Below are 21,195 nucleotides of genomic sequence, written 5' to 3'. Positions count from 1 at the left end.
GGGTCGTAAAATGCCGATCGTCAAAACCAAGCCAACATCTGCCGGCCGCCGTCACGTTGTTAAGCTCTTTAACCCTGATCTTCACAAGGGGCGCCCTTACGAGCCGTTGGTAGAAACTCTTAGTAAATCGGGTGGTCGCAACCATTTTGGTCGCATCACTACCCGTCACATTGGTGGTGGACATAAAAAACACTACCGTGTCATTGACTTTAAGCGGACCAAAGATGGTATCCCGGCGACTATCGAGCGCCTGGAATACGATCCTAACCGCTCTGCGCACATTGCGCTGATCAAGTACGCCGATGGCGAGCGTCGCTACATTATCGCTCCCAAAGGTATGCAGATTGGTGACCCTGTGCGCTCCGGCATCGACGCGCCGATTAAAGTAGGAAGCACACTTCCGCTCCGGAATATTCCGGTCGGTTCTGTGATTCACTGCGTCGAAATCAAGCCTGGCAAAGGTGCTCAGCTGGCTCGCTCTGCGGGCGCATCCGTACAGCTGGTTGCTCGGGAAGGGGCTTATGCCACCATCCGCCTGCGCTCAGGTGAAATGCGTAAGGTGCTTGTTGACTGTCGCGCAACGTTGGGCGAAGTGTCCAACAGCGAACACAGCCTCAAGCAGCTTGGTAAAGCGGGTGCATCACGTTGGCGCGGTAAACGTCCAACAGTACGTGGTGTTGCTATGAACCCAGTTGACCACCCACATGGTGGTGGTGAAGGGCGTACCTCTGGCGGGCGTCACCCGGTTACTCCGTGGGGTGTTCCGACCAAAGGGCATAAGACTCGTAAGAACAAACGTACTGATAAGATGATAGTACGTCGTCGTTCAGCCAAGTAAACGACTACATAGAGGTAAATGCTGTGCCACGTTCTTTGAAGAAAGGTCCTTTTATAGACCTGCATCTGTTGAAGAAGGTCGAGGCAGCTCTGGAAGCTAACGACAAGCGGCCGATCAAAACCTGGTCCCGCCGGTCGACAGTGTTTCCGGAGATGGTAGGCCTGACCATTGCAGTCCACAACGGCAAGCAGCACGTGCCGGTTTATGTCACCGAAGATATGGTCGGGCATAAGCTGGGTGAGTTCGCGGCGACGCGTACTTATCGTGGTCATGCGGCCGACAAGAAAGCTAAACGCTGATTGTGAGGTAATAGAAATGGAAGTAGCAGCCAAGTACAAGGGCGCTCGCCTCTCAGCTCAGAAAGCGCGTCTTGTCGCTGACCAAGTACGCGGCAAGGCTGTTGAGGACGCCCTGAACATTCTGACTTTCAGCCCGAAGAAGGCGGCGGTCATTCTCAAGAAAGCCCTTGAGTCTGCCATCGCTAACGCTGAGCACAACGAAGGTCTGGACGTAGATGATTTGCGGGTTTCCACCGTTATGGTGGATGAGGGTCCGACGCTCAAGCGAATCAAAGCTCGAGCCAAGGGGCGCGCTGACCGGATTTTCAAGCGCACCTGTCATATCACCGTCAAGGTCGCCGACAAGTAGGAGATGCTCAGATGGGTCATAAAGTAAATCCAACCGGCATGCGCCTGGGTGTGATCAAAGAGCACAACTCAGTGTGGTACGCCGAAAAGGCGGAATACGCGAACAACCTGTTGAATGATATTCAGGTTCGCGAATTCCTGGACAAGCGTCTGGTAAAGGCGTCTGTCAGCAAGATTGTGATCGAGCGCCCTGCTCAGAACGCCCGTATCACGATCCATACAGCCCGTCCCGGTATTGTTATCGGTAAGAAGGGTGAAGATGTTGACCGTCTGCGTCGCGAAGTCAGCGACATGATGGGTGTGCCCGTGCACATCAACATCGAAGAAGTCCGCAAGCCGGACCTGGATGCCCGCCTGGTCGCGCAGAACGTTGCCGGTCAGCTGGAGCGTCGTGTGATGTTCCGTCGCGCTATGAAGCGTGCGGTACAGAACGCCATGCGCCAGGGTGCGAAAGGCATCAAGATTCAGGTAGGCGGTCGTCTCGGGGGTGCTGAAATTGCCCGTTCCGAGTGGTATCGCGAAGGTCGTGTACCTCTGCACACACTGCGTGCAGACATTGATTACTCGACCTACGAAGCGAAAACCACTTACGGCATTATCGGCGTCAAGGTATGGATCTTCAAAGGTGAGATTCTTGGTGGTATGGAGCAGGTCCGTGCTGACAAGAAAGCCTCTGGGAAGAAAGGTTCTAAGTAAAGGGGCACTCAAATGCTGCAACCAAAACGCACCAAATTTCGCAAGGTAATGAAAGGCCGTAACACCGGTCTTGCGCACCGTGCTAACAAGGTGAGCTTCGGTGAATACGGATTGAAGGCGACAAGCCGTGGACGTATAACTGCGCGCCAGATTGAGGCAGCGCGTCGTACCATGACTCGCCGCATCAAGCGGGGCGGTAAGATCTGGATCCGGATTTTCCCGGACAAGCCGATCTCCAGCAAGCCGCTCGAAGTACGAATGGGTAAAGGTAAGGGTTCTGTCGAGTACTGGGTGGCTGAAATTCAGCCAGGCCGGATGCTGTATGAGATGGAAGGTGTTTCCGAGGAAATCGCTCGTGACGCGTTCACTCTTGCTGCGGCCAAGCTGCCCGTACAGACCACCTTTGTAACGAGGACGGTGATGTGATGAAAGCAACAGAGCTGCGTGACAAGTCAGTCGAGGAGCTGAACAAAGAGCTGATCGACCTCCTGAAGGAGCAGTTCAACCTGCGCATGCGTAAGGCGACAGGTCAGCTGAATCAGTCTCATCTTCTTCCGAAGGTGAAGCGTGACATTGCTCGCGTGAAAACAGTTATGAATGAAAAGGCAGGACAGTAACATGACTGAAGCTACCCAAACTGCCAGAACCCTGAGCGGCAAGGTCGTGAGCAACAAAATGGAGAAATCCATTGTGGTTCTGGTTGAGCGCCAGGTTAAGCATCCTCTGTACGGTAAGTACATGAAGCGTTCATCCAAAATTCATGCTCACGACGAGAGCAATCAGTGCAACATCGGTGACACCGTTACAATCCAGGAAACCCGCCCGGTCTCCAAGACCAAAAGCTGGGCTCTGGTGGAAGTCACCGAACGCGCATCGAAGGTGTAACTCGCCCGGACGGTGAGTCTTGTCGTAACGGCAAAGTGGTTTCTGCTGGAGAATAACCATGATTCAGACTCAAACAATGCTTGAAGTCGCGGACAACAGTGGTGCACGTCAGGTGATGTGCATCAAGGTCCTGGGCGGTTCACATCGGCGTTATGCCAGCGTTGGGGATATCATCAAGGTAACCGTTAAGGAAGCCATCCCCCGCGGTAAAGTGAAAAAAGGCCAGGTCCTGAAAGCTGTCGTTGTACGTACCCGTAAAGGTGTGCGTCGTCCCGACGGGTCGCTTATTCGTTTCGACGGAAACGCGGCAGTACTTCTGAACAATCAGGACGCACCCATTGGTACCCGTATCTTCGGACCGGTTACCCGTGAACTGCGAAATGAGAAGTTCATGAAAATTATTTCACTGGCACCCGAAGTACTTTAAGGACCAGAGGCCGGTTATGAAAAAGATCAAACGAGATGACGAAGTAATCGTCACTACGGGGAAAGACCAAGGCAAACGTGGTAAAGTCCTGAAGGTTCAGGACGATGGCCGGGTTGTTGTTTCTGGGATCAATATGATCAAGAAGCACACCAAGCCAAACCCGATGCTCGGCACCCCAGGTGGCATCGTCGAAAAAGAAGCACCTATCCAGGCTTCCAACGTGGCTATTTTTAATCCGCAGACCGGCAAAGCCGATCGCGTAGGCTTCCAGATCAAGGAAGACGGCGCTAAAGTGCGGATCTTTAAGTCCACGAAAGAAGTCGTCGATAACCAGTAAGCGGTGGTGGTTACGATGCTTAACATGAAAGAGCAGTACAGTAAGGAAGTGGTACCCGCCCTGCAGAAAGAGTTCAGCTACAAGAACATCATGCAGGTGCCGCGTATCGAAAAGATCACCCTGAATATGGGTGTCGGCGAAGCGGTCGGTGACAAGAAGCTGATTGAAAATGCCGTGGCGGATCTTGAGCGCCTGGCAGGTCAAAAAGCCGTTGTCACTTTGGCACGTAAATCCGTAGCGGGCTTTAAAATCCGTGAAGGTTGGCCGATCGGTTGTAAAGTTACCCTGCGCGGTGAGCGTATGTGGGATTTCTTTGATCGTCTGGTTCACATTGCGGTACCCCGCATTCGTGACTTCCGCGGTCTGAATCCCAAGTCCTTCGATGGTCGCGGTAACTACAGCATGGGTGTGCGTGAGCAGATCATTTTCCCCGAGATCGAGTACGACAGAGTCGACAAGATCCGTGGACTTGATATCACCATTACCACCACTGCCGGTACCGACGATGAAGGTCGCGAACTGTTGAAAGCCTTTGGCTTTCCGTTCAAGAAATAAGGAACGAGTGTAATGGCTAAGGTTTCCATGAAGAACCGCGAGTTCAAGCGCGAAAAAACCGTTGCGAAGTACGCAGCGAAGCGCGCCGAACTCAAGGCGATTATCAAGAACCCGAATACCAGCGATGATGACCGTTGGGATGCACAGATGAAGCTGCAACAGCTTCCTCGTGATGCGTCTCCCTCGCGTCTTCGTAATCGTTGCCAGGTTACAGGTCGTCCCCACGGCGTTCTGCGCAAGTTCAAGCTGTCACGTATTAAGTTGCGTGAAGCTGGCATGCGCGGCGACGTCCCGGGCCTGACCAAAGCAAGCTGGTAAGGCAGGTACACTGACCGCAGGTCAGGTGCCCGTTGGTAAGCGGTGCGGCGCGCCGCTGCACAACTAAAAAGATCAGGAGTCTCATACCAATGAGTATGCAAGATACGCTTGCGGATATGTTTACCCGTATCCGTAATGCACAGATGGCACAGAAGGCCGATGTGGCCATGCCGTCTTCAAAGATGAAGATCTCCGTAGCCCAGGTCCTTAAGGACGAAGGTTACGTAGCCGATTTTTCCGTCTCAGCTGACGCGAAACCCGAGCTGACCATTAACCTCAAATACTTCGGTGGCAAGCCGGTTATTGAGGAAATCAAGCGGGTCAGCCGTCCGAGTCTGCGCCAGTACAAGGGCGCTGGGGAGCTGCCGAAGGTATCCGGCGGTCTGGGAGTCGCGATTGTCTCTACGTCCAAGGGCGTAATGACAGACCGCGCTGCACGTGCTGCCGGCGTGGGTGGCGAAGTCATCTGCACCGTATTTTAGGAGATACACATGTCCAGGGTTGCCAATAATCCTGTCGTGCTGCCTTCCGGTGTTGAGGTTAAGCTGAACGGACAGGAAATTAATGTGAAGGGGTCCAAAGGATCGCTTCAATTCACCATCCACCATGTGGTAGAGGTCACGCAGGAAGAAAACGTTCTGCGCTTCGCACCCCGTGATGGAGCCAAACAGTCCCGCGCTCTTGCTGGTACTACCCGCGCATTGGTCAACAATATGGTGACCGGTGTGTCTACAGGCTTTGAGCGCAAGCTCGCGCTGACGGGCGTAGGCTACCGTGCCCAGGCGCAAGGTAAGAAGCTCAATCTGACGCTGGGTTTTTCACACCCGGTTGAGTATGAGCTGCCCGAGGGGATTACCGCTGAAACTCCGTCCAATACGGAAGTTGTGATTCGCGGAATCGACAAGCAACAGGTTGGCCAGGTCGCTGCAGAAGTCCGCGCATTCCGTCCGCCAGAGCCTTACAAAGGCAAGGGTGTGCGTTATGCGGATGAGCAGGTCAGACGCAAAGAAGCCAAGAAGAAATAAGGCGGGACTATGAGCGCGAATAACGAAAGATTGCGTCGCGCACGCAAAGTGCGCATGAAGATCCGTAAGCTGGGCACCAACCGCCTGTGTGTACATCGTACACCCCGGCACATGTACGCCCAGGTTACCACTGCAGACGGCAGCAAGGTGCTGGCGGCTGCCTCCACGTTGGATAAGGACCTGCGCCAGGGTGCAACCGGTAACGTGGACGCTGCCAAAAAGGTCGGTCAGTTGATTGCTGAGCGTGCCAAGGCAGCAGGTGTAGAGCAGGTCGCTTTTGACCGCTCCGGTTACCGTTATCATGGTCGCGTCCAGGCTCTGGCCGACGCAGCCCGTGAAGCTGGCTTGCAATTCTAAGAGGTGGAGAAGATGAGCGTTAACGAACAGAAGGCGCCTGAGCTCCAGGAGAAGCTGGTTCAGGTCAATCGCGTCGCCAAGGTTGTTAAGGGCGGTCGTATTTTTGCCTTCACTGCACTGACTGTAGTGGGTGATGGTAAAGGACGCGTTGGTTTCGGTCGTGGCAAGGCGCGTGAAGTGCCGGTTGCGATCCAGAAAGCGATGGAAGCTGCACGCAAGAACATGGTCGACATCCCGCTTGACGGAAATACCCTGCAGTACGCGGTTAAAGCGCAGCATGGTGGTTCCAAGGTCTACATGCAGCCTGCATCAGAAGGTACCGGTATCATCGCCGGCGGCGCTATGCGTGCCGTACTGGAAGTAGCGGGTGTGCAGAACGTACTGTCCAAGTGTTACGGGTCCACCAACCCGGTGAACGTGGTACGTTCCACCATCAAGGGTCTCCAGGCAACTCAAGCGCCTGAAGATATTGCAGCCAAGCGCGGTAAATCCGTGGAAGAGATTCTGGGTTGAAGTCATGGCGAACGCAAAAACGATCAAAGTAACACTGACCCGCAGCCCCATCGGCTGTCAGCCCAAGCACAAGCTGTGCGTCAAGGGCCTGGGTCTCCGTAAAATCGGTCACACCGTGGAAGTGGAAGATACCCCTTCCATCCGCGGGATGATCAACCGGGTTAACTACCTGGTGCAGGTAGAGGAGAACTAAGATGCGTCTGAACGAACTTAGTCCGGAGCCTGGTTCACGTCCTGCCGCCAAGCGCGTGGGTCGCGGTATCGGTAGCGGCCTCGGCAAGACCGGTGGTCGTGGTCACAAGGGTCTTAAGGCCCGTTCCGGCGGCAGTGTCGCGCCTGGTTTCGAGGGCGGCCAGCAGCCGTTGGCCCGTCGTCTGCCGAAATTCGGTTTCACCTCGCGCCAGCAGCGCTATGTGGCTGAAATTCGTCTGAACGAACTGGCGAAAGTCGACGGTGACGTAGCTGATCTCGAGGCCCTGAAGAAGGCTGACATCGTTCGCGAAGAAATTCGTGAAGCGAAGGTTATTCTGTCCGGCGAACTGAGCCGCGCAGTGACTGTCAAGGGTCTGAAGGTGACCAAAGGCGCACGCGAGGCGATCACTGCCGCGGGCGGTAAAGTCGAAGACTAAGGCGAGTCGAGGACTAAATGGCCAAGAACGCATCATTGCCTGCGGGCGCGGGTAAAGGACTGGCAGAGCTGCGATCGCGGCTCTGGTTCGTCTTCCTGGCATTGCTGGTGTACCGGATCGGTGCCCACATCCCGGTGCCGGGTATTAACCCCGACCGTCTGGCGGCACTGTTTGAACAGAACCAGGGCACAATCCTGAGCATGTTCAACATGTTTTCCGGTGGTGCGCTTGAGCGGATGAGTATCTTCGCACTTGGTATCATGCCGTATATTTCAGCCTCTATTATTATGCAGTTGATGACAGCGGTCAGTCCGACGCTGGAGCAACTGAAGAAGGAGGGTGAAGCTGGCCGTCGCAAGATAAGCCAGTACACGCGGTATGGTACGGTTATCCTGGCCCTGGTTCAGGGCTTTGGTATTTCTGTCGGGCTGGCATCCCAGGGTGTGACCTTCAACGACAGCTTCAGCTTCCACTTTGTGGCTGTGGTATCCTTTGTCAGTGGTGCCGTGTTCATGATGTGGTTGGGTGAGCAGATCACCGAGCGCGGCGTCGGCAACGGGATTTCCCTGCTGATTTTTGCCGGTATTGTTGCTGGCCTTCCAGGTGCCATAGGGCAGACCCTGGAGCAAGCGCGTAACGGCGAGATGAGTCTGTTGGTGGTTCTGGGTATTGGTATCCTGGCGGTTGCTGTAATTGGCTTCGTGGTGTTTATGGAGCGTGGTCAGCGTCGACTGACCATCAATTACGCGAAGCGCCAGCAAGGCCGGCGGGTATTTGCTCAGCAGTCCAGCCATTTGCCTTTAAAAGTGAATATGGCAGGCGTTATTCCGCCGATCTTCGCTTCCTCCATTCTGCTGTTCCCGGCGTCGCTGGGGCAGTGGTTCGGTCAGGGCGAGGGCATGGAATGGCTGAGTGATATTTCCCAGGCATTGGCACCTAGCCAGCCGCTATACATCATTCTGTTCGCAGCAGCAGTCGTTTTCTTCTGCTTCTTCTATACAGCGTTGATGTATAACCCGAAAGAAGTTGCGGATAACCTCAAGCGCTCAGGCGCGTTTATTCCGGGCATTCGTCCGGGCGATCAGACTGCCAAGTATATTGATGGTGTGCTGACCCGCCTGACTCTGTTCGGTGCAATGTACATTGCAGCAGTGTCCCTGTTCCCTCAGTTTCTGATGGTTGCCGGGAATGTACCGTTCTATCTGGGCGGCACGTCTCTGCTGATTGTTGTAGTCGTGGTGATGGATTTCATGGCTCAGGTTCAGTCGCACCTGATGTCTCATCAATATGATTCGTTGATGAAGAAGTCCAATCTCAAGGGCTATGGTCGGAACGGATAATTTCGTTCCCCTTGAAAACTGGAGTCGACAATGAAAGTACGCGCTTCGGTAAAGAAAATTTGCCGTAACTGCAAAGTAATTCGTCGCAATGGCTCAGTACGAGTCATTTGCTCGGAGCCTCGCCACAAGCAGCGTCAGGGTTAATCCTTACGGATTCAGCACTGACATTGTAAAGGGTACGATTAATGGCGCTTGACCTCAGGTGGGGTCAGGCGCTATTATTTCGCGCCCTTTTATAGTGGCGGAAAATTCACACAGCAAAGCTTTGAACGCGGAGTAATTTGGATGGCACGTATAGCCGGTGTCAATATACCCGATCACAAACATGCTGTTATCTCTCTGACTTACATTTTTGGAGTCGGTAAGACAGCAGCCCAGAAGCTTTGCGATGCAACCGGTGTTAAGCCGGACGTCAAGGTCAAGGACCTGTCCGACGAGCAGCTTGAATCACTTCGTACAGAAGTAGGCAAGCTGGCCGTTGAAGGCGATCTGCGTCGTGAAGTTCAGATGAACATTAAGCGTTTGAAGGATCTCGGTTGCCACCGTGGTCTGCGCCACCGTCATGGACTCCCTGTCCGTGGCCAGCGCACAAAGACCAACGCCCGCACCCGTAAAGGTCCTCGCAAACCTATTCGTAAGTAACAGGTAGGCAAACATGGCAAAGCCAGGTACACGTACCCGTAAAAAGGTGAAAAAGACGGTTGTTGATGGCGTCGCGCACATTCACGCGTCCTTCAACAACACTATCGTGACCATTTCTGACCGTCAGGGCAACGTATTGTCCTGGGCCACTTCTGGTGGGTCCGGTTTCCGTGGGTCACGCAAGAGTACACCTTTTGCTGCGCAGGTAGCAGCTGAAAGAGCCGGTAATGCGGCTGCTGAATACGGCCTTAAAAACCTGGACGTAGAGGTTAAAGGTCCGGGGCCCGGACGTGAATCTGCGGTTCGTGCGCTGAACGCGTGCGGCTACAAGATCACTAACATCACTGATGTGACGCCGATTCCCCATAACGGTTGTCGTCCGCCCAAAAAGCGCCGCGTCTAACACAGGAGACAGTGAATTATGGCTCGTTACATAGGCCCGAAGTGCAAGCTGTCTCGTCGTGAAGGGACAGATCTTTTTCTGAAGAGCGGTGTTCGCGCGCTCGATTCAAAGTGCAACATCGAGACTCCGCCGGGTATGCACGGCGCGCGTCGCGGTCGTCTGTCCGAATATGGCGTACAGCTTCGTGAAAAACAGAAAGTCCGTCGTATCTACGGCGTGCTGGAGAAGCAATTCCGCAACTATTACAAAGAGGCCGCCCGCATCAAGGGTGCAACCGGTGAGAACCTGTTGCAGCTGCTGGAAGGCCGTCTTGATAACGTTGTCTATCGCATGGGTTTTGGTTCTACCCGTGCTGAGTCCCGTCAGCTCGTTTCTCACAAAGCGATCCTGGTCAACGATAAGCTGGTGAACATCCCGTCTTATCAGGTCCGTCCGGGTGATGTTGTGAGCGTGCGTGAGAAGGCAAAAAACCAGCTTCGCGTTAAAGGCGCGCTGGATCTGTCTTCCAGCCGCGCACCGGTGAGCTGGGTAGAGGTCGACGCCAGCAAGATGTCCGGCGTTTACAGGTCAGTGCCCGAGCGCACTGAATTGCCGGCCGACATCAACGAGAACCTCATCGTCGAGCTTTACTCCAAGTAAAGCCCAGTTAGCAACGAGAGCAATTAGGGGCGTCTATGCAGCGTTCAGTACATGAGTTATTGACACCTCGTACCATTGACGTGAAAGAATCAAGCGCCATGCGCGCCAAAGTGACCCTGGAGCCTCTGGAAAGGGGCTTCGGTCATACTCTTGGTAGCGCACTGCGTCGGATACTCTTGTCCTCAATGCCGGGCTGTGCCATTACCGAGGCACAGATCGACGGCGTGTTGCACGAGTACAGCGCGATCGAAGGTGTTCAGGAAGACGTCATTGAGATTCTTCTGAATCTTAAAGGCGTGGCCGTGAAAATGGGCGGCCGGGACGATGCCGAGGTAACCCTCAGCAAGAAAGGCCCGGGCGTTGTCACTGCCGGTGATATCAAGCTGGATCACGATGTCGAGATCACCAACCCGGAACATGTGATCTGTCACCTGAGTGCCAATGGTGAAGTGAACATGCGTCTGAAGGTTGCCCGTGGTCGCGGCTATGAGCCTGCTGATCAGCGGGGTCTGGACGAGGACGAAACTCGCGCCATTGGACGCCTGCAACTGGACGCAACTTTCAGTCCGGTCCGCCGTGTTGCCTACGCCGTGGAAAGTGCACGGGTAGAACAGCGCACCGACCTGGACAAGCTGGTTATTGATCTGGAAACCAATGGTACGATCGACCCGGAAGAAGCGATTCGCCGGGCCGCGACCATCCTCCAGCAACAACTGGCCGTGTTTGTTGATTTCGATCACGAGAAAGAACCCGAGCGTGTTGAGGAAGAGGAAGAAATTGATCCGATTCTCCTGCGTCCGGTTGATGATCTGGAATTGACAGTGCGTTCAGCTAACTGCTTGAAAGCTGAGAATATTTACTACATCGGCGATCTGATTCAGCGCACTGAAGTTGAGCTGCTGAAGACGCCTAACCTTGGTAAAAAGTCGCTTACTGAGATCAAGGACGTGCTCGCGTCCCGCGGTCTGTCACTGGGTATGCGTCTTGATAACTGGCCGCCGGCTAGCCTTCGTGGCGACGATCGGGTCCTGGGCGGTTAATCGCCGATTAGTTTAAGGTAAGGAATCAGAGCAATGCGTCATCGTAAGAGTGGTCGTAAGTTCAGCAGGACCAGTGCGCATCGCAAGGCCATGTTCCGTAACATGACTGCGTCACTGGTTGAACACGAGCTGATCAAAACTACGCTCCCGAAAGCGAAAGAACTTCGCCGGGTAGCGGAGCCTTTGATCACGCTGTCAAAGAATGATTCGGTCGCGAATCGTCGTCTGGCGTTTTCTCGCCTGCGTGACGATGCGGCGGTTGCCAAGCTGTTCAATGAGCTTGGTCCCCGTTACAACGAGCGTCCGGGTGGTTACCTTCGTATCCTGAAGTGTGGCTTCCGTGCCGGCGACAATGCCCCCATGGCATTTGTAGAGCTGGTTGGTCGTCCGCTGGACATCGAAGCAGAAGAAGTGGACGAAAGCGAAGATTAAGTTTTTCGCCAAGCCCATAAAAAAACCGGAGGTTAATCCCTCCGGTTTTTTTATGTCTCATCACTTGTAGTGTTTATTTCCGATTCTGGGCCAAGACGCCCTTCAGGTACCGCCCGGTATGTGACCCCGTCTCTGCGGCAACATGCTCTGGCGTCCCTTCCGCAATGATCTGACCGCCACCGGAGCCGCCTTCGGGCCCAAGGTCAATGATCCAGTCCGCCGTCTTGATCACATCCAGGTTGTGCTCGATCACCACGATGGTGTTGCCATGATCCCGAAGTCGCTGCAGTACGGTCAGTAGTTGCTGGATGTCGTAGAAGTGCAGGCCGGTAGTGGGCTCATCAAGAATGTAGAGTGTCTTGCCGGTATCGCGCTTGGACAGTTCCTTGGCCAGTTTGACGCGCTGGGCCTCGCCTCCGGAAAGGGTGACTGCACTTTGCCCGAGGCGGATATACGATAGCCCGACGTCCATCAGCGTTTGCAGTTTGCGGGCGAGGAACGGAACCGGGTCGAAAAATTCGCGGGCTTCTTCTACGGTCATCTCCAGCACTTCGTGAATGCTCTTGCCCTTGTATCGGACCTCCAGAGTTTCGCGGTTGTAGCGCTTACCCTTGCAGACATCGCAGGGGACATACACGTCCGGCAGGAAGTGCATTTCCACCTTGATCACGCCGTCGCCCTGACAGGCCTCACAACGACCGCCCTTAACGTTGAAGCTGAAACGGCCTGGTTTGTATCCGCGGGAACGGGCTTCCTGGGTGCCGGCAAACAGTTCACGTATCGGAGTGAACAGTCCGGTGTAGGTCGCCGGGTTAGAGCGGGGTGTCCGGCCTATGGGGCTCTGGTCGATGTCGATGACTTTGTCGAGCTGGTCCAGCCCTTTCAGGGATTCATAGGGCGCGTGGCTCAGGCTCGTGGCTTTGTTGAGCTTTGCAGCACACACCGGATACAGGGTGCTGTTGATCAGCGTGGACTTGCCGGAGCCCGAAACGCCGGTGACACACGTCATAACACCCAGCGGTAAGGTTAATGTGACGCCTTGCAGGTTGTTTCCGGTCGCGCCTGCCAGTACCAGTGGTTTACCCTTCCGGGTATGGCGTTGTTCAGGGATCGCGATCTCTTTTTCGCCGCACAAGTACTGCCCGGTGAGGGAGTCCTTGGAGGCGATGATGTCTTCGGGCGTGCCTTGGGCAATGATGTGGCCACCGTGCACGCCTGCACCCGGCCCGATATCGATCACGTGATCTGCAGCCCGGATGGCGTCTTCGTCGTGCTCGACAACGATAACGGTATTGCCCAGATCCCGCAGATGGAACAGTGTGGCCAGTAGGCGATCGTTATCCCGTTGGTGCAGGCCAATGGATGGTTCATCGAGAATGTACATGACGCCCACAAGGCCGGCACCGATCTGGCTCGCCAGCCGTATGCGCTGGGCTTCGCCGCCGGAGAGTGTATCGGCGCTGCGTTCAAGGGTCAGGTATTCCAGGCCAACGTTAACGAGGAATTGCAGTCGCTGACGAACTTCCTTGAGGATTTTTTCGGCAATTTCGCCCTTGCGGCCAGGAAGGGCAAGTTGTCCGAAATAGTCATGGGCGTCGCCGACAGGCATGTGGGTGACGTCCGAGATGTTGTTCTTCTCAACAAACACATGCCGGGCGCTGCGTCGCAGTCGTGAGCCGCCGCACTCTTTGCAGGGCTGCGTGCTGAGGTTGCGGGCCAGTTCCTCTCGCATGCTCTGTGATTCGGTTTCCCGGTAGCGGCGCTCGAGGTTTGGCAGGATGCCCTCAAAAGGATGGGCCTTCTCCATGATGTGGCCGCGCGAGTTTACATAGCGGAATGGGACGTCTTCGGTTCCCGTGCCGTAGAGCAGCGCCTGACGAAAATCCTCCGGCAGGTCCTCCCAGGGAGTGTCCATGTTGATGTCGTAATGTTCGGCCACACTGGTCAGCATCTGGAAATAGTACACGGCCCTGCGGTCCCAGCCCTTGATGGCGCCCTCGGCAAGGGTGGCCTCTGGGTGCTGGACGATCTTTTCGGCATCGAAGAATTGCTTGACGCCCAGGCCATCGCAAGTCGGGCAGGCGCCGGCAGGGTTGTTGAAGGAAAACAGTCTCGGTTCCAGCTCGCTGATGGCGTATCCGCACTGGGTACACGCGTAGCGGGCAGAAAACGTATGTTCGTTTCCCTCATTATCCATGGGGGCAACGAGCGCGATGCCATCAGCCAGGCCCAGAGCGGTTTCAAAACTCTCGGCAAGCCGTTGCTCAAGCCCCGGTTTGACCTTGAAGCGGTCGACCACCACGTCAATCTGGTGCTTCCGTTTCTTGTCCAGTGTTGGAACGTCATCGATATCGTAAACACGGCCGTCCACCCGCAGGCGGATAAAGCCCTGGCTGCGCATCGTGTCGATGACCTGCAGGTGCTCCCCCTTGCGGTCACGGATGACCGGAGCGAGGATCATCAGCTTGCTGTCATCGGGCATGGCCAACACCTGATCCACCATCTGGCTTACAGTCTGGGCCTCTAGTGGCAGATCGTGATCCGGGCAGCGGGGCTCGCCAGCGCGGGCAAACAGCAGGCGAAGGTAGTCGTAGATTTCGGTGATGGTACCGACGGTAGAACGGGGGTTGTGGGAGGTGCTCTTCTGCTCGATCGAAATGGCCGGCGACAGGCCTTCAATATGATCCACGTCTGGCTTTTCCATCATCGACAGAAACTGCCTTGCGTAGGTGGACAGTGATTCCACGTACCGACGCTGTCCCTCGGCGTAAAGCGTGTCAAACGCCAAAGAAGATTTGCCAGAGCCGGACAGCCCGGTGATAACGATCAGCTTGTCCCTCGGCATATCCAGGTCAATGTTCTTCAGATTGTGGGTTCGTGCCCCTTTGATCTGGATATGGTCCATAACACCTCGCAGTCGGAAAAAACGCAAATTATACCGTGTTTGGCCCCCGGCCGGCCAAGTGCCCGGGACTTTTAAGCAGGTAAATGCACAATGCCCTGCCTGCATGGCTTCTGTTACAATGCGCGGCGATTTCCTGAAGGGCATGTGCCCCTTCTGAACCCTCGTTTCCGGACACCGTAACAGGTCAGGCATCTCATGAATTCACTGGAAAGACGCTCTGTTGCAGCACTGGCATCTGTGTATGCCATGCGGATGCTTGGGCTCTTTATGGTGATGCCAGTGTTCGTGCTTCTTGGCAGTGATCTTGACGGCGCAACACCGGCGCTGATTGGTCTGGCCATCGGTGCCTATGGTCTGAGCCAGGCGCTGCTGCAGATTCCGTTTGGCATGCTGTCTGATCGCGTTGGCCGTAAACGGATGATCTACATCGGGCTGGTACTTTTCGCCGCAGGCAGTTTGCTGGCAGCCTCTACAGACTCCATATACGTTGTAATCGCTGGTCGGATTCTTCAGGGCGCGGGCGCCATCGCCAGTGTTTTGATGGCGTTATTGAGTGATCTGACGCGGGAGGAGGAGCGGACCAAGGCTATGGCAACGGTCGGCATCTCCATCGGCCTGTCATTTTCCGTATCGCTGGTTCTGGGGCCCTTGCTGGGGGCTGTCTCTGGTTTGTCCGGCATTTTTTATGCCACGGCCGTACTCGCGTTGGTGGCAATAATGATCGTCAATCGTGTGGTGCCAACACCCCATGAGCACAAGTCCAGTGCGGATACCCATCCGGCCAGGGCAATGTTGCAAACCGTCCTGTCTGATGGCCGACTGCTGAGGCTGGATTTCGGAATTTTTGCATTACACCTGGTGTTGACCGCGATGTTCCTGGTGTTTCCAACCCTGCTTCAGAATCGGCTGGGGCTTCCCGCTTCGTCACATTGGTGGTTCTACCTGACGGTTATGGTGGCCTCTTTCTTTGCCATGGTGCCGTTTATTATCGTTGGGGAGAAAAAGCGCCGGATGAAACCTGTTTTTTGTGGTGCCATCGCGCTGCTTGCCCTATCAACCGCTTGTGTTGGCGCGCTTGGTGGTGGGCTTGCGATGGCCTGGGGGGTGCTGTTCTTCTTCTTTATGGCGTTTAACCTGCTGGAGGCCAGTTTGCCGTCTCTGGTCAGCAAAGAATCGCCGGCAGCGGCAAAAGGCACTGCTATGGGGGTCTATTCCACGTCGCAATTTTTTGGGGCATTTCTGGGTGGGGCGGTTGGTGGTATTCTGCTCGAGCAGTTGGGTCTTCAGGGCGTGCTTTGGTTTATGGTAGGTGCGCTGCTGATATGGCTCGCGGTGGCGTTGACGATGTCGACCCCGGGCCATACCACCAGTTTCGTGGTACAGTTGCAGCCTGTGGTTTACAGTCAGTTTGATGAGATTGATGACACGCTGAGAAGCATCCCCGGGGTGCAGGATGTTGTCATTCTGGAGGAGGCGGAAACTGCCTACCTGAAGGTGGATCGTCAAACATTTGATGAACTGTCGCTTGCGGGCTTTTCATTTGTCCGGCAGGGCAGCCAATCTTGAAATTCGGAGGTCTGCACGGAAGGCAGGCCATCCCTGAAAACAGAGTCAGGAGCAGATCATGGCACGAGGCGTAAACAAGGTTATTCTGATTGGGAATCTGGGGCAGGACCCGGAAACCCGCTATACCCCGAATGGCAATGCGGTGGTGAACCTCAACCTTGCAACCGATGAAAGTTACAAGGACAGGCAAACAGGCCAGTTGGTGCCGAAAACCGAGTGGCACCGGATTGTGATGTTCGGCAAGATTGCCGAGGTGGCTGGTCAGTACCTGCGTAAGGGCTCAAAGGTCTACATCGAGGGTAAGTTACAGACGCGCAAGTGGCAGGGGCAGGATGGTCAGGATCGCTACACCACCGAGGTAGTGGTGGACATCAACGGCCAGATGCAGATGCTCGACAGTCGTGGTGGCGAAGGCGGCGGCATGAGCCAAGGTGCTCCCGCTGGCCGTCCGCAGCAAGCGGGCAATGCCGCGCCAGCAGCCGCGGGCCCGTCTGGGCAGCAATCCGGAGGCGGGGGCTACAGTCAGCCGTCACAAGGCAGCATGCCGGAACCGGTTGATGACTTCGACGACGACATACCCTTCTAGGGTTAGTTACAAAAAGCCCCCGCCAAGCGGGGGCTTTTCTGTTAACGAGTTGCAAAAAGCAGTGAAATAGAACAATAAAACATGGAATTACGTTTACTTTTTCAACTACTATTAAAGTCACTATAAGAATCGTCCATTTTTTAGGCATCGAGGCTTTCGAGTGGCCCTGAGCTTTATTAAAAGCTTTCTGAATCGTTCCGATAAACGGCAGCAGATCTATCTGGAAATTCGTCCTGACGGCATCGCGTGGGCGGAATCCGGAGGTAGCGCGGCTTTTGCCGATTGCTTGCCGGCAAAGCGGGAGTCTGTTCTCCGTGCATTAGTCGGCGAGCGCGCCTGGGCCGGTGTCGATACCACTCTGGTTTTACCGATGGATCAATACCAGGTGTTCCAGTTGGAGCGCCCTGAGGGCGTTGAAGACTCGGAGCTTGGTGATGCCCTGAAGTGGAAACTCAAGGACATTCTCGATTTCAATCCGTCCGATGCAGTCTGCGATGTATTTCCGTTTCCGGAAGATGCTTCCCGTGGCCGCGGGGACCTGGTTAACGTGGTTGCCGCCAGAAAGTCTCTCATTAGTGAGCTGGTTGCACTGGTCGAGGCATGCGATCTGGCGTTGATTTCCATTGATATCGCCGAGTTGGCTCTGCGTAACCTGGTGCCCCGTATTGATCCCGATCATCGGGGGGCGGCCGTGGTGCACATGCGCGAGCGGTTCGGGCAGATGATCGTCTGTAAAGGCGAAACACTGTACCTGTCGCGACGGCTGGACGTGACTTCGGATGACCTCCGGGATGCAGCGCGGCAGGAAAATGCCGTGCAGTCTTTGGCCCTTGAGATGCAACGCTCCCTCGATTATTACGAAAGCCAGTTGGGGCAAGTGCCCCCTGCCGTCATTCGCCTGGTGGCGCGTGACAACCTCATGCCATTGCCCTCCATGCTTGCCTCCTATGTGGCCGCCACCGTTGAAACGCTGGATTGGTCGCCTTACGGTCTTGATCAACCCTTGGACAGCCGCTGCCTGGTTGCCTGGGGCGCAAGTCTGGTACCGACCGGCAAGGGGGCAAAATGATCCAGCAGGTCAACCTCTATACCGATGAACTGCGTCCCCGAAAGGAAAAACTGCAGGCCCGGATGGCGTTGTCCATTCTGGCCCTGGCGCTGGTTGTGATTGTGGTTTCCGCAGGGGGTGTCCGATATCAGGCGTCGCACTTGCAGGCGCAGGTCGATTCTCGGCAGGCACAGAATGATCAGCTACAGCGTGCGGTGGAACAATTGACCACTGAGGCGGAAGCCCGCCAACCCGACCCTGAGGTTGAAGCCGCCCTTGAGCGTGTAACCGCGACGTTGGCACGAAGGCAGCGATTGCTGAGTCGTGTGGAGGACCTGGTGGCCAGCGAAGCAGCGGGATTTTCAACGCAGCTGTCGGCATTAGCCCGACAGGTGCCGCAAGGACTCTGGCTGACGCACATCCGTCTGGACGGTCATCAGGGGAATGTTGCTTTGGCAGGCAGGTCGCAGTCTGGACGGCTTGTGCCGATATACCTCGAAAAGCTTAGCGGGGAGCCCGCCTTCGTGGGCAAGACCTTCGGCAGCTTTCGGCTTGACCGAGAGGAAGACGGGCGCTGGATTGAGTTTCAGGTTGCCACGGACAGGAACTGGGAGGGTGCTGAATGAATCAGGCTTTTCGTCAGCAGTTTGATAGAGGCACAGCCTGGTTCGATGACCGTCCTGTTCGCGAGCGGGCAATGATTACTGTAACCGCCGTGGTCCTGGTTCTTTTTGTTGGCTGGGAATTGTGTGTAGCGCCTGTGATGGGCCGCAACGACCAGCTCCAGTCCCGCCTGGATTCTTTGGCCAACACTCAGGCGTCGTTGCTTGAGCAACAACAGGTGTTGACTGCGCGCTTGTCCTCCGACCCGTCCCAACAAATTCGGGACAGGCTCGCGGCGCGCCAGCAGCGTCTTGACCAACTCGATGAGGAACTGGCCGAAACCACCGGACGGCTGATCGCGCCGAGGGCCATGGTGGGATTATTGCGGGACATCCTGGCGGCCCAGGAAGAACTTGAGCTACTGGGTGTTGAATTGATGCCGCCTGTGCCCGTATTTGAGGACGGTCCTGGCACGCCAGAAGACACTAACAGCAATGACGACAATGAAACCCGTGAGCCGCTGCTGTTCGCACACGATGCGGAAATTGCCATTCGTGGAGGCTATATGGACGTGCTGTCTTACCTCGAGACCCTTGAAGCCATGGACGCCCGCCTCGGTTGGGTGCTGCTTGACTATGATGTCAGCGAGTATCCGCACAACGAGATCCGGGTTCGGGTCAGGACACTGAGCCTGGACCGTGCATGGTTGGGAGTCTGAAATGAGGGTGTTGCTGATCGTATTGATGTTGGCTGCAGGGTATGCCTTTGCCCTTGAGGATCCAACCCGGCCGAGCGGCTTTTCAGGCAGTGCGCCACAGTCAGAACCGGCGAGGGAGTTTTCACTGGCGTCGATATTTATTGGCAATAATCGCAGGTTGGCGGTTATCGATGGAGAGGCCCGCAGGGAAGGGCAGGCGTTTGAGGGGGTTCGCATTCGGCGTATTTACCCCGACCGGGTTGAGCTGGTTGATCAGGGAAGAGTGCGGGTTCTACGCCTGGACCCCCTTCCGCAAGTGCGGAGTTCGCAATGACAGACAAACGAGCTGCTATGACACTGAATCGAACGTTTTTGACCGTGCTGCTGGCAACGTCACTGGCCGCCTGCAGCAATAACCCGCTGATGCGCACCAGCCAGGCCACCTCGACGGACGCTGCCCAGTCGATTGATGACGCGCTGGCGGAGGCCGAAGCCAAATCCGCGTTGCAGCGTGCCGAGCGGGAACAGGCCGCACGGGCAGGTGTTCCGGAAGAAGTCAGTGCGGCCCTGATGCCGTCGCTGTCTGCTGACACGGATGATGAGGAACGGTTCGATGTCGATGCCCGTGGCCTTGCTGCCGGCCCGTTCTTCGAAGCACTGGTGGAGGGTAGCCGGTATAACGTGGTGGTTCACCCCGGTGTTGACGCGGTTGTTGACCTGAGGCTCCGGGACGTAACTGTTCCCGAAGTTATGGATATCGCCAGTGACCTCTATGGCCTGGATATTCAGCGCAACGGGCGACTGTTTCAGGTAAAGGCCGAAAGCGTCCAGACTCGGATGTTCCCGATCGACTACCTGCACTTCAAGCGCAGTGGCGGCTCTGAAACCCGTGTCAGTTCAGGGCAGGTCAGCAGTTCACGTGACAATTCAACCGGTGCGGGCGCGTCGCAGGACAATTCCGACAACACTTCAACGGCGAATCTCGTTGGCACTCGCATCTCCACCGAGACCGAGTCCGATTTCTGGACCGATATTCAGCGCGCGCTGCAAATGATCGTAGGATCGGAGAATGGTAATCAGGTGATCATCAACCCCGGCGCCGGACTGGTGATGGTGCGCTCCGATGGAAAGTCCCTGGCGCAGGTGGAAGAGTACCTTCGCCGAACTCAGTTGATCATGCAGCGGCAGGTGGTATTGGAAGCCAAGATTCTGGAGATTGGTCTGAATGAAGGCTATCAGCAAGGGGTTAACTGGTCTGATATTCAGAGTGCCTCCTCGGTAACAGCGAGCGATGGCTTGCCGGCCGAGTTCACAGCCCAATCGCTGGCGGGGCAGGCGATACGGACCTCCGATATTGGGGGCTTGTTTTCGGCGACCTTCCGGGAAGGAACCTTCACGGCGCTTATTGAACTTTTGGGCGAGCAGGGCAATGTGCAGATTCTCTCCAGCCCCCGAATTTCGACCATCAATAATCAAAAAGCGGTGATCAAGGTTGGCACCGACGAGTTTTTCGTAACGGACATCGACTTCGACGACAACAACTCGGCAGTGACAGCCACTGACCGGACCTCCACCTCAGTGGAACTGACCCCGTTTTTCTCCGGGATTTCGCTCGACGTTACCCCACAGATTTCAGAAGACGGCGCCATTACCCTGCATGTGCACCCCTCCGTGAGCGAGGTGAATGATCAGGAGAAGGTGATCACGGTGGGCGACCGGGACGTTACACTGCCTTTGGCGCTCAGCACGGTTCGCGAGACCGACAGTGTGATCCGTGCCGAAAGTGGCCAGATTGTAGTGATCGGCGGGTTGATCCAGAACACCAGCGAGGACAACAACTCGGCAGTGCCCTTCTTCAGTGAAATTCCCTTGTTGGGAGAATTGTTTAAACAGCGACGGTTCCAGTCTCGCAAGAGCGAGCTGGTCATCCTGTTGCGCCCCGTGGTTGCCGGCAGCCAGCAGATGAATGCGGATGTATCGGCCAGTCGCGACCGGATGCGGGTTCTGCGGGAACTGCTGGAGTCTTCCGAATCTGTGAAACCCCAACCGGAGAAAGCCAGGCGCTAG

At 55.7% G+C, this 21,195-nt stretch carries 32 protein-coding genes; 31 read left to right on the top strand and 1 reads right to left on the bottom strand.

The genetic code is table 11. The features are described 5' to 3' along the window. Window positions 1–10 precede the first annotated feature (10 nt). From rplB to rplQ, 24 genes are all read left to right on the top strand, one after another. The gene (gene rplB / locus ACTRWH_RS17285; protein WP_007154012.1) at window positions 11–838 is read left to right on the top strand and encodes a 50S ribosomal protein L2; all 828 of its coding nucleotides are present in this window, start codon (window positions 11–13) and stop codon (window positions 836–838) included. A gap of 23 nt (window positions 839–861) precedes the next feature. After that, window positions 862–1,137: a 30S ribosomal protein S19 gene (gene rpsS / locus ACTRWH_RS17280; RefSeq protein ID WP_007154011.1), complete on the top strand. Its 276-nt coding sequence runs from the start codon at window positions 862–864 to the stop codon at window positions 1,135–1,137. Between the two features lie 16 nt (window positions 1,138–1,153). Next, a complete protein-coding gene (gene rplV / locus ACTRWH_RS17275; RefSeq protein WP_007154010.1) occupies window positions 1,154–1,486 on the top strand; it encodes a 50S ribosomal protein L22 in 333 nt (110 codons plus the stop codon). An 11-nt stretch (window positions 1,487–1,497) separates the two neighbouring features. After that, entirely contained in the window at window positions 1,498–2,181 is a 684-nt protein-coding gene (rpsC, locus tag ACTRWH_RS17270; RefSeq protein ID WP_007154009.1) for a 30S ribosomal protein S3, read from the top strand. A 12-nt stretch (window positions 2,182–2,193) separates the two neighbouring features. After that, window positions 2,194–2,607, top strand: a complete 414-nt coding sequence (rplP, locus tag ACTRWH_RS17265) for a 50S ribosomal protein L16 (RefSeq protein WP_007154008.1) — start codon at window positions 2,194–2,196, stop codon at window positions 2,605–2,607. Beyond that, window positions 2,607–2,798: a 50S ribosomal protein L29 gene (rpmC, locus tag ACTRWH_RS17260; protein ID WP_007154007.1), complete on the top strand. Its 192-nt coding sequence runs from the start codon at window positions 2,607–2,609 to the stop codon at window positions 2,796–2,798. The genes rplP and rpmC overlap by 1 nt, the downstream gene beginning before the upstream one ends. A gap of 1 nt (window position 2,799) precedes the next feature. Continuing rightward, the gene (rpsQ, locus tag ACTRWH_RS17255; RefSeq protein ID WP_007154006.1) at window positions 2,800–3,066 is read left to right on the top strand and encodes a 30S ribosomal protein S17; all 267 of its coding nucleotides are present in this window, start codon (window positions 2,800–2,802) and stop codon (window positions 3,064–3,066) included. A gap of 58 nt (window positions 3,067–3,124) precedes the next feature. Continuing rightward, window positions 3,125–3,493 (top strand): 50S ribosomal protein L14, encoded by a 369-nt coding sequence (gene rplN, locus ACTRWH_RS17250; protein WP_007154005.1) that lies wholly within the window; start codon window positions 3,125–3,127, stop codon window positions 3,491–3,493. A gap of 16 nt (window positions 3,494–3,509) precedes the next feature. Next, window positions 3,510–3,830 carry a 50S ribosomal protein L24 gene (gene rplX, locus ACTRWH_RS17245; RefSeq protein ID WP_007154004.1) on the top strand — a complete coding sequence of 107 codons (321 nt, stop codon included), beginning with the start codon at window positions 3,510–3,512 and terminating at the stop codon, window positions 3,828–3,830. 15 nt (window positions 3,831–3,845) lie between these two features. After that, window positions 3,846–4,385 carry a 50S ribosomal protein L5 gene (gene rplE / locus ACTRWH_RS17240; RefSeq protein WP_036203346.1) on the top strand — a complete coding sequence of 180 codons (540 nt, stop codon included), beginning with the start codon at window positions 3,846–3,848 and terminating at the stop codon, window positions 4,383–4,385. Window positions 4,386–4,397: 12 nt separating this feature from the next. After that, complete coding sequence (rpsN, locus tag ACTRWH_RS17235; RefSeq protein WP_007154002.1) at window positions 4,398–4,703, top strand: 30S ribosomal protein S14; 306 nt, start codon at window positions 4,398–4,400, stop codon at window positions 4,701–4,703. 89 nt (window positions 4,704–4,792) lie between these two features. Beyond that, window positions 4,793–5,185 carry a 30S ribosomal protein S8 gene (gene rpsH, locus ACTRWH_RS17230; RefSeq protein ID WP_007154001.1) on the top strand — a complete coding sequence of 131 codons (393 nt, stop codon included), beginning with the start codon at window positions 4,793–4,795 and terminating at the stop codon, window positions 5,183–5,185. Window positions 5,186–5,194: 9 nt separating this feature from the next. Beyond that, the gene (gene rplF / locus ACTRWH_RS17225) at window positions 5,195–5,728 is read left to right on the top strand and encodes a 50S ribosomal protein L6 (protein ID WP_036203349.1); all 534 of its coding nucleotides are present in this window, start codon (window positions 5,195–5,197) and stop codon (window positions 5,726–5,728) included. Between the two features lie 9 nt (window positions 5,729–5,737). Further along, window positions 5,738–6,085: a 50S ribosomal protein L18 gene (gene rplR / locus ACTRWH_RS17220; protein WP_007153999.1), complete on the top strand. Its 348-nt coding sequence runs from the start codon at window positions 5,738–5,740 to the stop codon at window positions 6,083–6,085. 12 nt (window positions 6,086–6,097) lie between these two features. Next, window positions 6,098–6,598 (top strand): 30S ribosomal protein S5, encoded by a 501-nt coding sequence (rpsE, locus tag ACTRWH_RS17215; RefSeq protein ID WP_007153998.1) that lies wholly within the window; start codon window positions 6,098–6,100, stop codon window positions 6,596–6,598. Window positions 6,599–6,602: 4 nt separating this feature from the next. Then, complete coding sequence (gene rpmD, locus ACTRWH_RS17210; RefSeq protein WP_007153997.1) at window positions 6,603–6,791, top strand: 50S ribosomal protein L30; 189 nt, start codon at window positions 6,603–6,605, stop codon at window positions 6,789–6,791. A 1-nt stretch (window position 6,792) separates the two neighbouring features. Further along, a complete protein-coding gene (rplO, locus tag ACTRWH_RS17205) occupies window positions 6,793–7,227 on the top strand; it encodes a 50S ribosomal protein L15 (protein WP_007153996.1) in 435 nt (144 codons plus the stop codon). 17 nt (window positions 7,228–7,244) lie between these two features. After that, a complete protein-coding gene (gene secY / locus ACTRWH_RS17200) occupies window positions 7,245–8,567 on the top strand; it encodes a preprotein translocase subunit SecY (RefSeq protein ID WP_007153995.1) in 1,323 nt (440 codons plus the stop codon). Window positions 8,568–8,597: 30 nt separating this feature from the next. Then, the gene (rpmJ, locus tag ACTRWH_RS17195) at window positions 8,598–8,711 is read left to right on the top strand and encodes a 50S ribosomal protein L36 (protein WP_008174902.1); all 114 of its coding nucleotides are present in this window, start codon (window positions 8,598–8,600) and stop codon (window positions 8,709–8,711) included. A 141-nt stretch (window positions 8,712–8,852) separates the two neighbouring features. Further along, window positions 8,853–9,209, top strand: a complete 357-nt coding sequence (gene rpsM / locus ACTRWH_RS17190) for a 30S ribosomal protein S13 (RefSeq protein ID WP_007153993.1) — start codon at window positions 8,853–8,855, stop codon at window positions 9,207–9,209. A gap of 13 nt (window positions 9,210–9,222) precedes the next feature. Continuing rightward, window positions 9,223–9,612 carry a 30S ribosomal protein S11 gene (gene rpsK, locus ACTRWH_RS17185; protein ID WP_007153992.1) on the top strand — a complete coding sequence of 130 codons (390 nt, stop codon included), beginning with the start codon at window positions 9,223–9,225 and terminating at the stop codon, window positions 9,610–9,612. Between the two features lie 18 nt (window positions 9,613–9,630). Next, window positions 9,631–10,251: a 30S ribosomal protein S4 gene (gene rpsD, locus ACTRWH_RS17180; protein WP_007153991.1), complete on the top strand. Its 621-nt coding sequence runs from the start codon at window positions 9,631–9,633 to the stop codon at window positions 10,249–10,251. 35 nt (window positions 10,252–10,286) lie between these two features. Further along, entirely contained in the window at window positions 10,287–11,291 is a 1,005-nt protein-coding gene (locus tag ACTRWH_RS17175; protein WP_036203352.1) for a DNA-directed RNA polymerase subunit alpha, read from the top strand. A 33-nt stretch (window positions 11,292–11,324) separates the two neighbouring features. Next, a complete protein-coding gene (gene rplQ / locus ACTRWH_RS17170; protein WP_007153989.1) occupies window positions 11,325–11,723 on the top strand; it encodes a 50S ribosomal protein L17 in 399 nt (132 codons plus the stop codon). A 73-nt stretch (window positions 11,724–11,796) separates the two neighbouring features. On the opposite strand, the gene uvrA is transcribed toward rplQ, so the two are convergent. After that, on the bottom strand, window positions 11,797–14,628 hold the full coding sequence (gene uvrA / locus ACTRWH_RS17165) for an excinuclease ABC subunit UvrA (protein WP_085681647.1): 2,832 nt from the start codon (window positions 14,626–14,628) through the stop codon (window positions 11,797–11,799). Between the two features lie 195 nt (window positions 14,629–14,823). On the opposite strand from uvrA, the gene ACTRWH_RS17160 reads away from it, so the two are divergent. The 7 genes from ACTRWH_RS17160 (at window position 14,824) to mshL (ending at window position 21,195) form a co-directional block, all read left to right on the top strand. Further along, entirely contained in the window at window positions 14,824–16,194 is a 1,371-nt protein-coding gene (locus ACTRWH_RS17160; protein WP_136633000.1) for an MFS transporter, read from the top strand. Window positions 16,195–16,252: 58 nt separating this feature from the next. Further along, window positions 16,253–16,780, top strand: a complete 528-nt coding sequence (gene ssb / locus ACTRWH_RS17155; RefSeq protein WP_075195655.1) for a single-stranded DNA-binding protein — start codon at window positions 16,253–16,255, stop codon at window positions 16,778–16,780. A gap of 160 nt (window positions 16,781–16,940) precedes the next feature. Then, window positions 16,941–17,849, top strand: a complete 909-nt coding sequence (locus ACTRWH_RS17150) for a biogenesis protein MshI (protein WP_199480604.1) — start codon at window positions 16,941–16,943, stop codon at window positions 17,847–17,849. Next, window positions 17,846–18,454, top strand: coding sequence for a PilN domain-containing protein (locus ACTRWH_RS17145; protein ID WP_127402090.1), 609 nt, complete (start codon window positions 17,846–17,848; stop codon window positions 18,452–18,454). The genes ACTRWH_RS17150 and ACTRWH_RS17145 overlap by 4 nt, the downstream gene beginning before the upstream one ends. Then, window positions 18,451–19,149, top strand: a complete 699-nt coding sequence (gene gspM, locus ACTRWH_RS17140; protein WP_136633799.1) for a type II secretion system protein GspM — start codon at window positions 18,451–18,453, stop codon at window positions 19,147–19,149. The genes ACTRWH_RS17145 and gspM overlap by 4 nt, the downstream gene beginning before the upstream one ends. Before the next feature lies 1 nt (window position 19,150). Beyond that, window positions 19,151–19,462 (top strand): hypothetical protein, encoded by a 312-nt coding sequence (locus ACTRWH_RS17135; protein WP_085681645.1) that lies wholly within the window; start codon window positions 19,151–19,153, stop codon window positions 19,460–19,462. After that, on the top strand, window positions 19,459–21,195 hold the full coding sequence (gene mshL / locus ACTRWH_RS17130) for a pilus (MSHA type) biogenesis protein MshL (protein WP_036203391.1): 1,737 nt from the start codon (window positions 19,459–19,461) through the stop codon (window positions 21,193–21,195). The genes ACTRWH_RS17135 and mshL overlap by 4 nt, the downstream gene beginning before the upstream one ends.

The organism is Marinobacter sp. G5_S1_61_S3 (assembly GCF_054968585.1).
The sequence above is the reverse complement of the archived record's forward strand: the minus strand, read 5'-3'. Positions and strand labels throughout refer to the sequence as shown.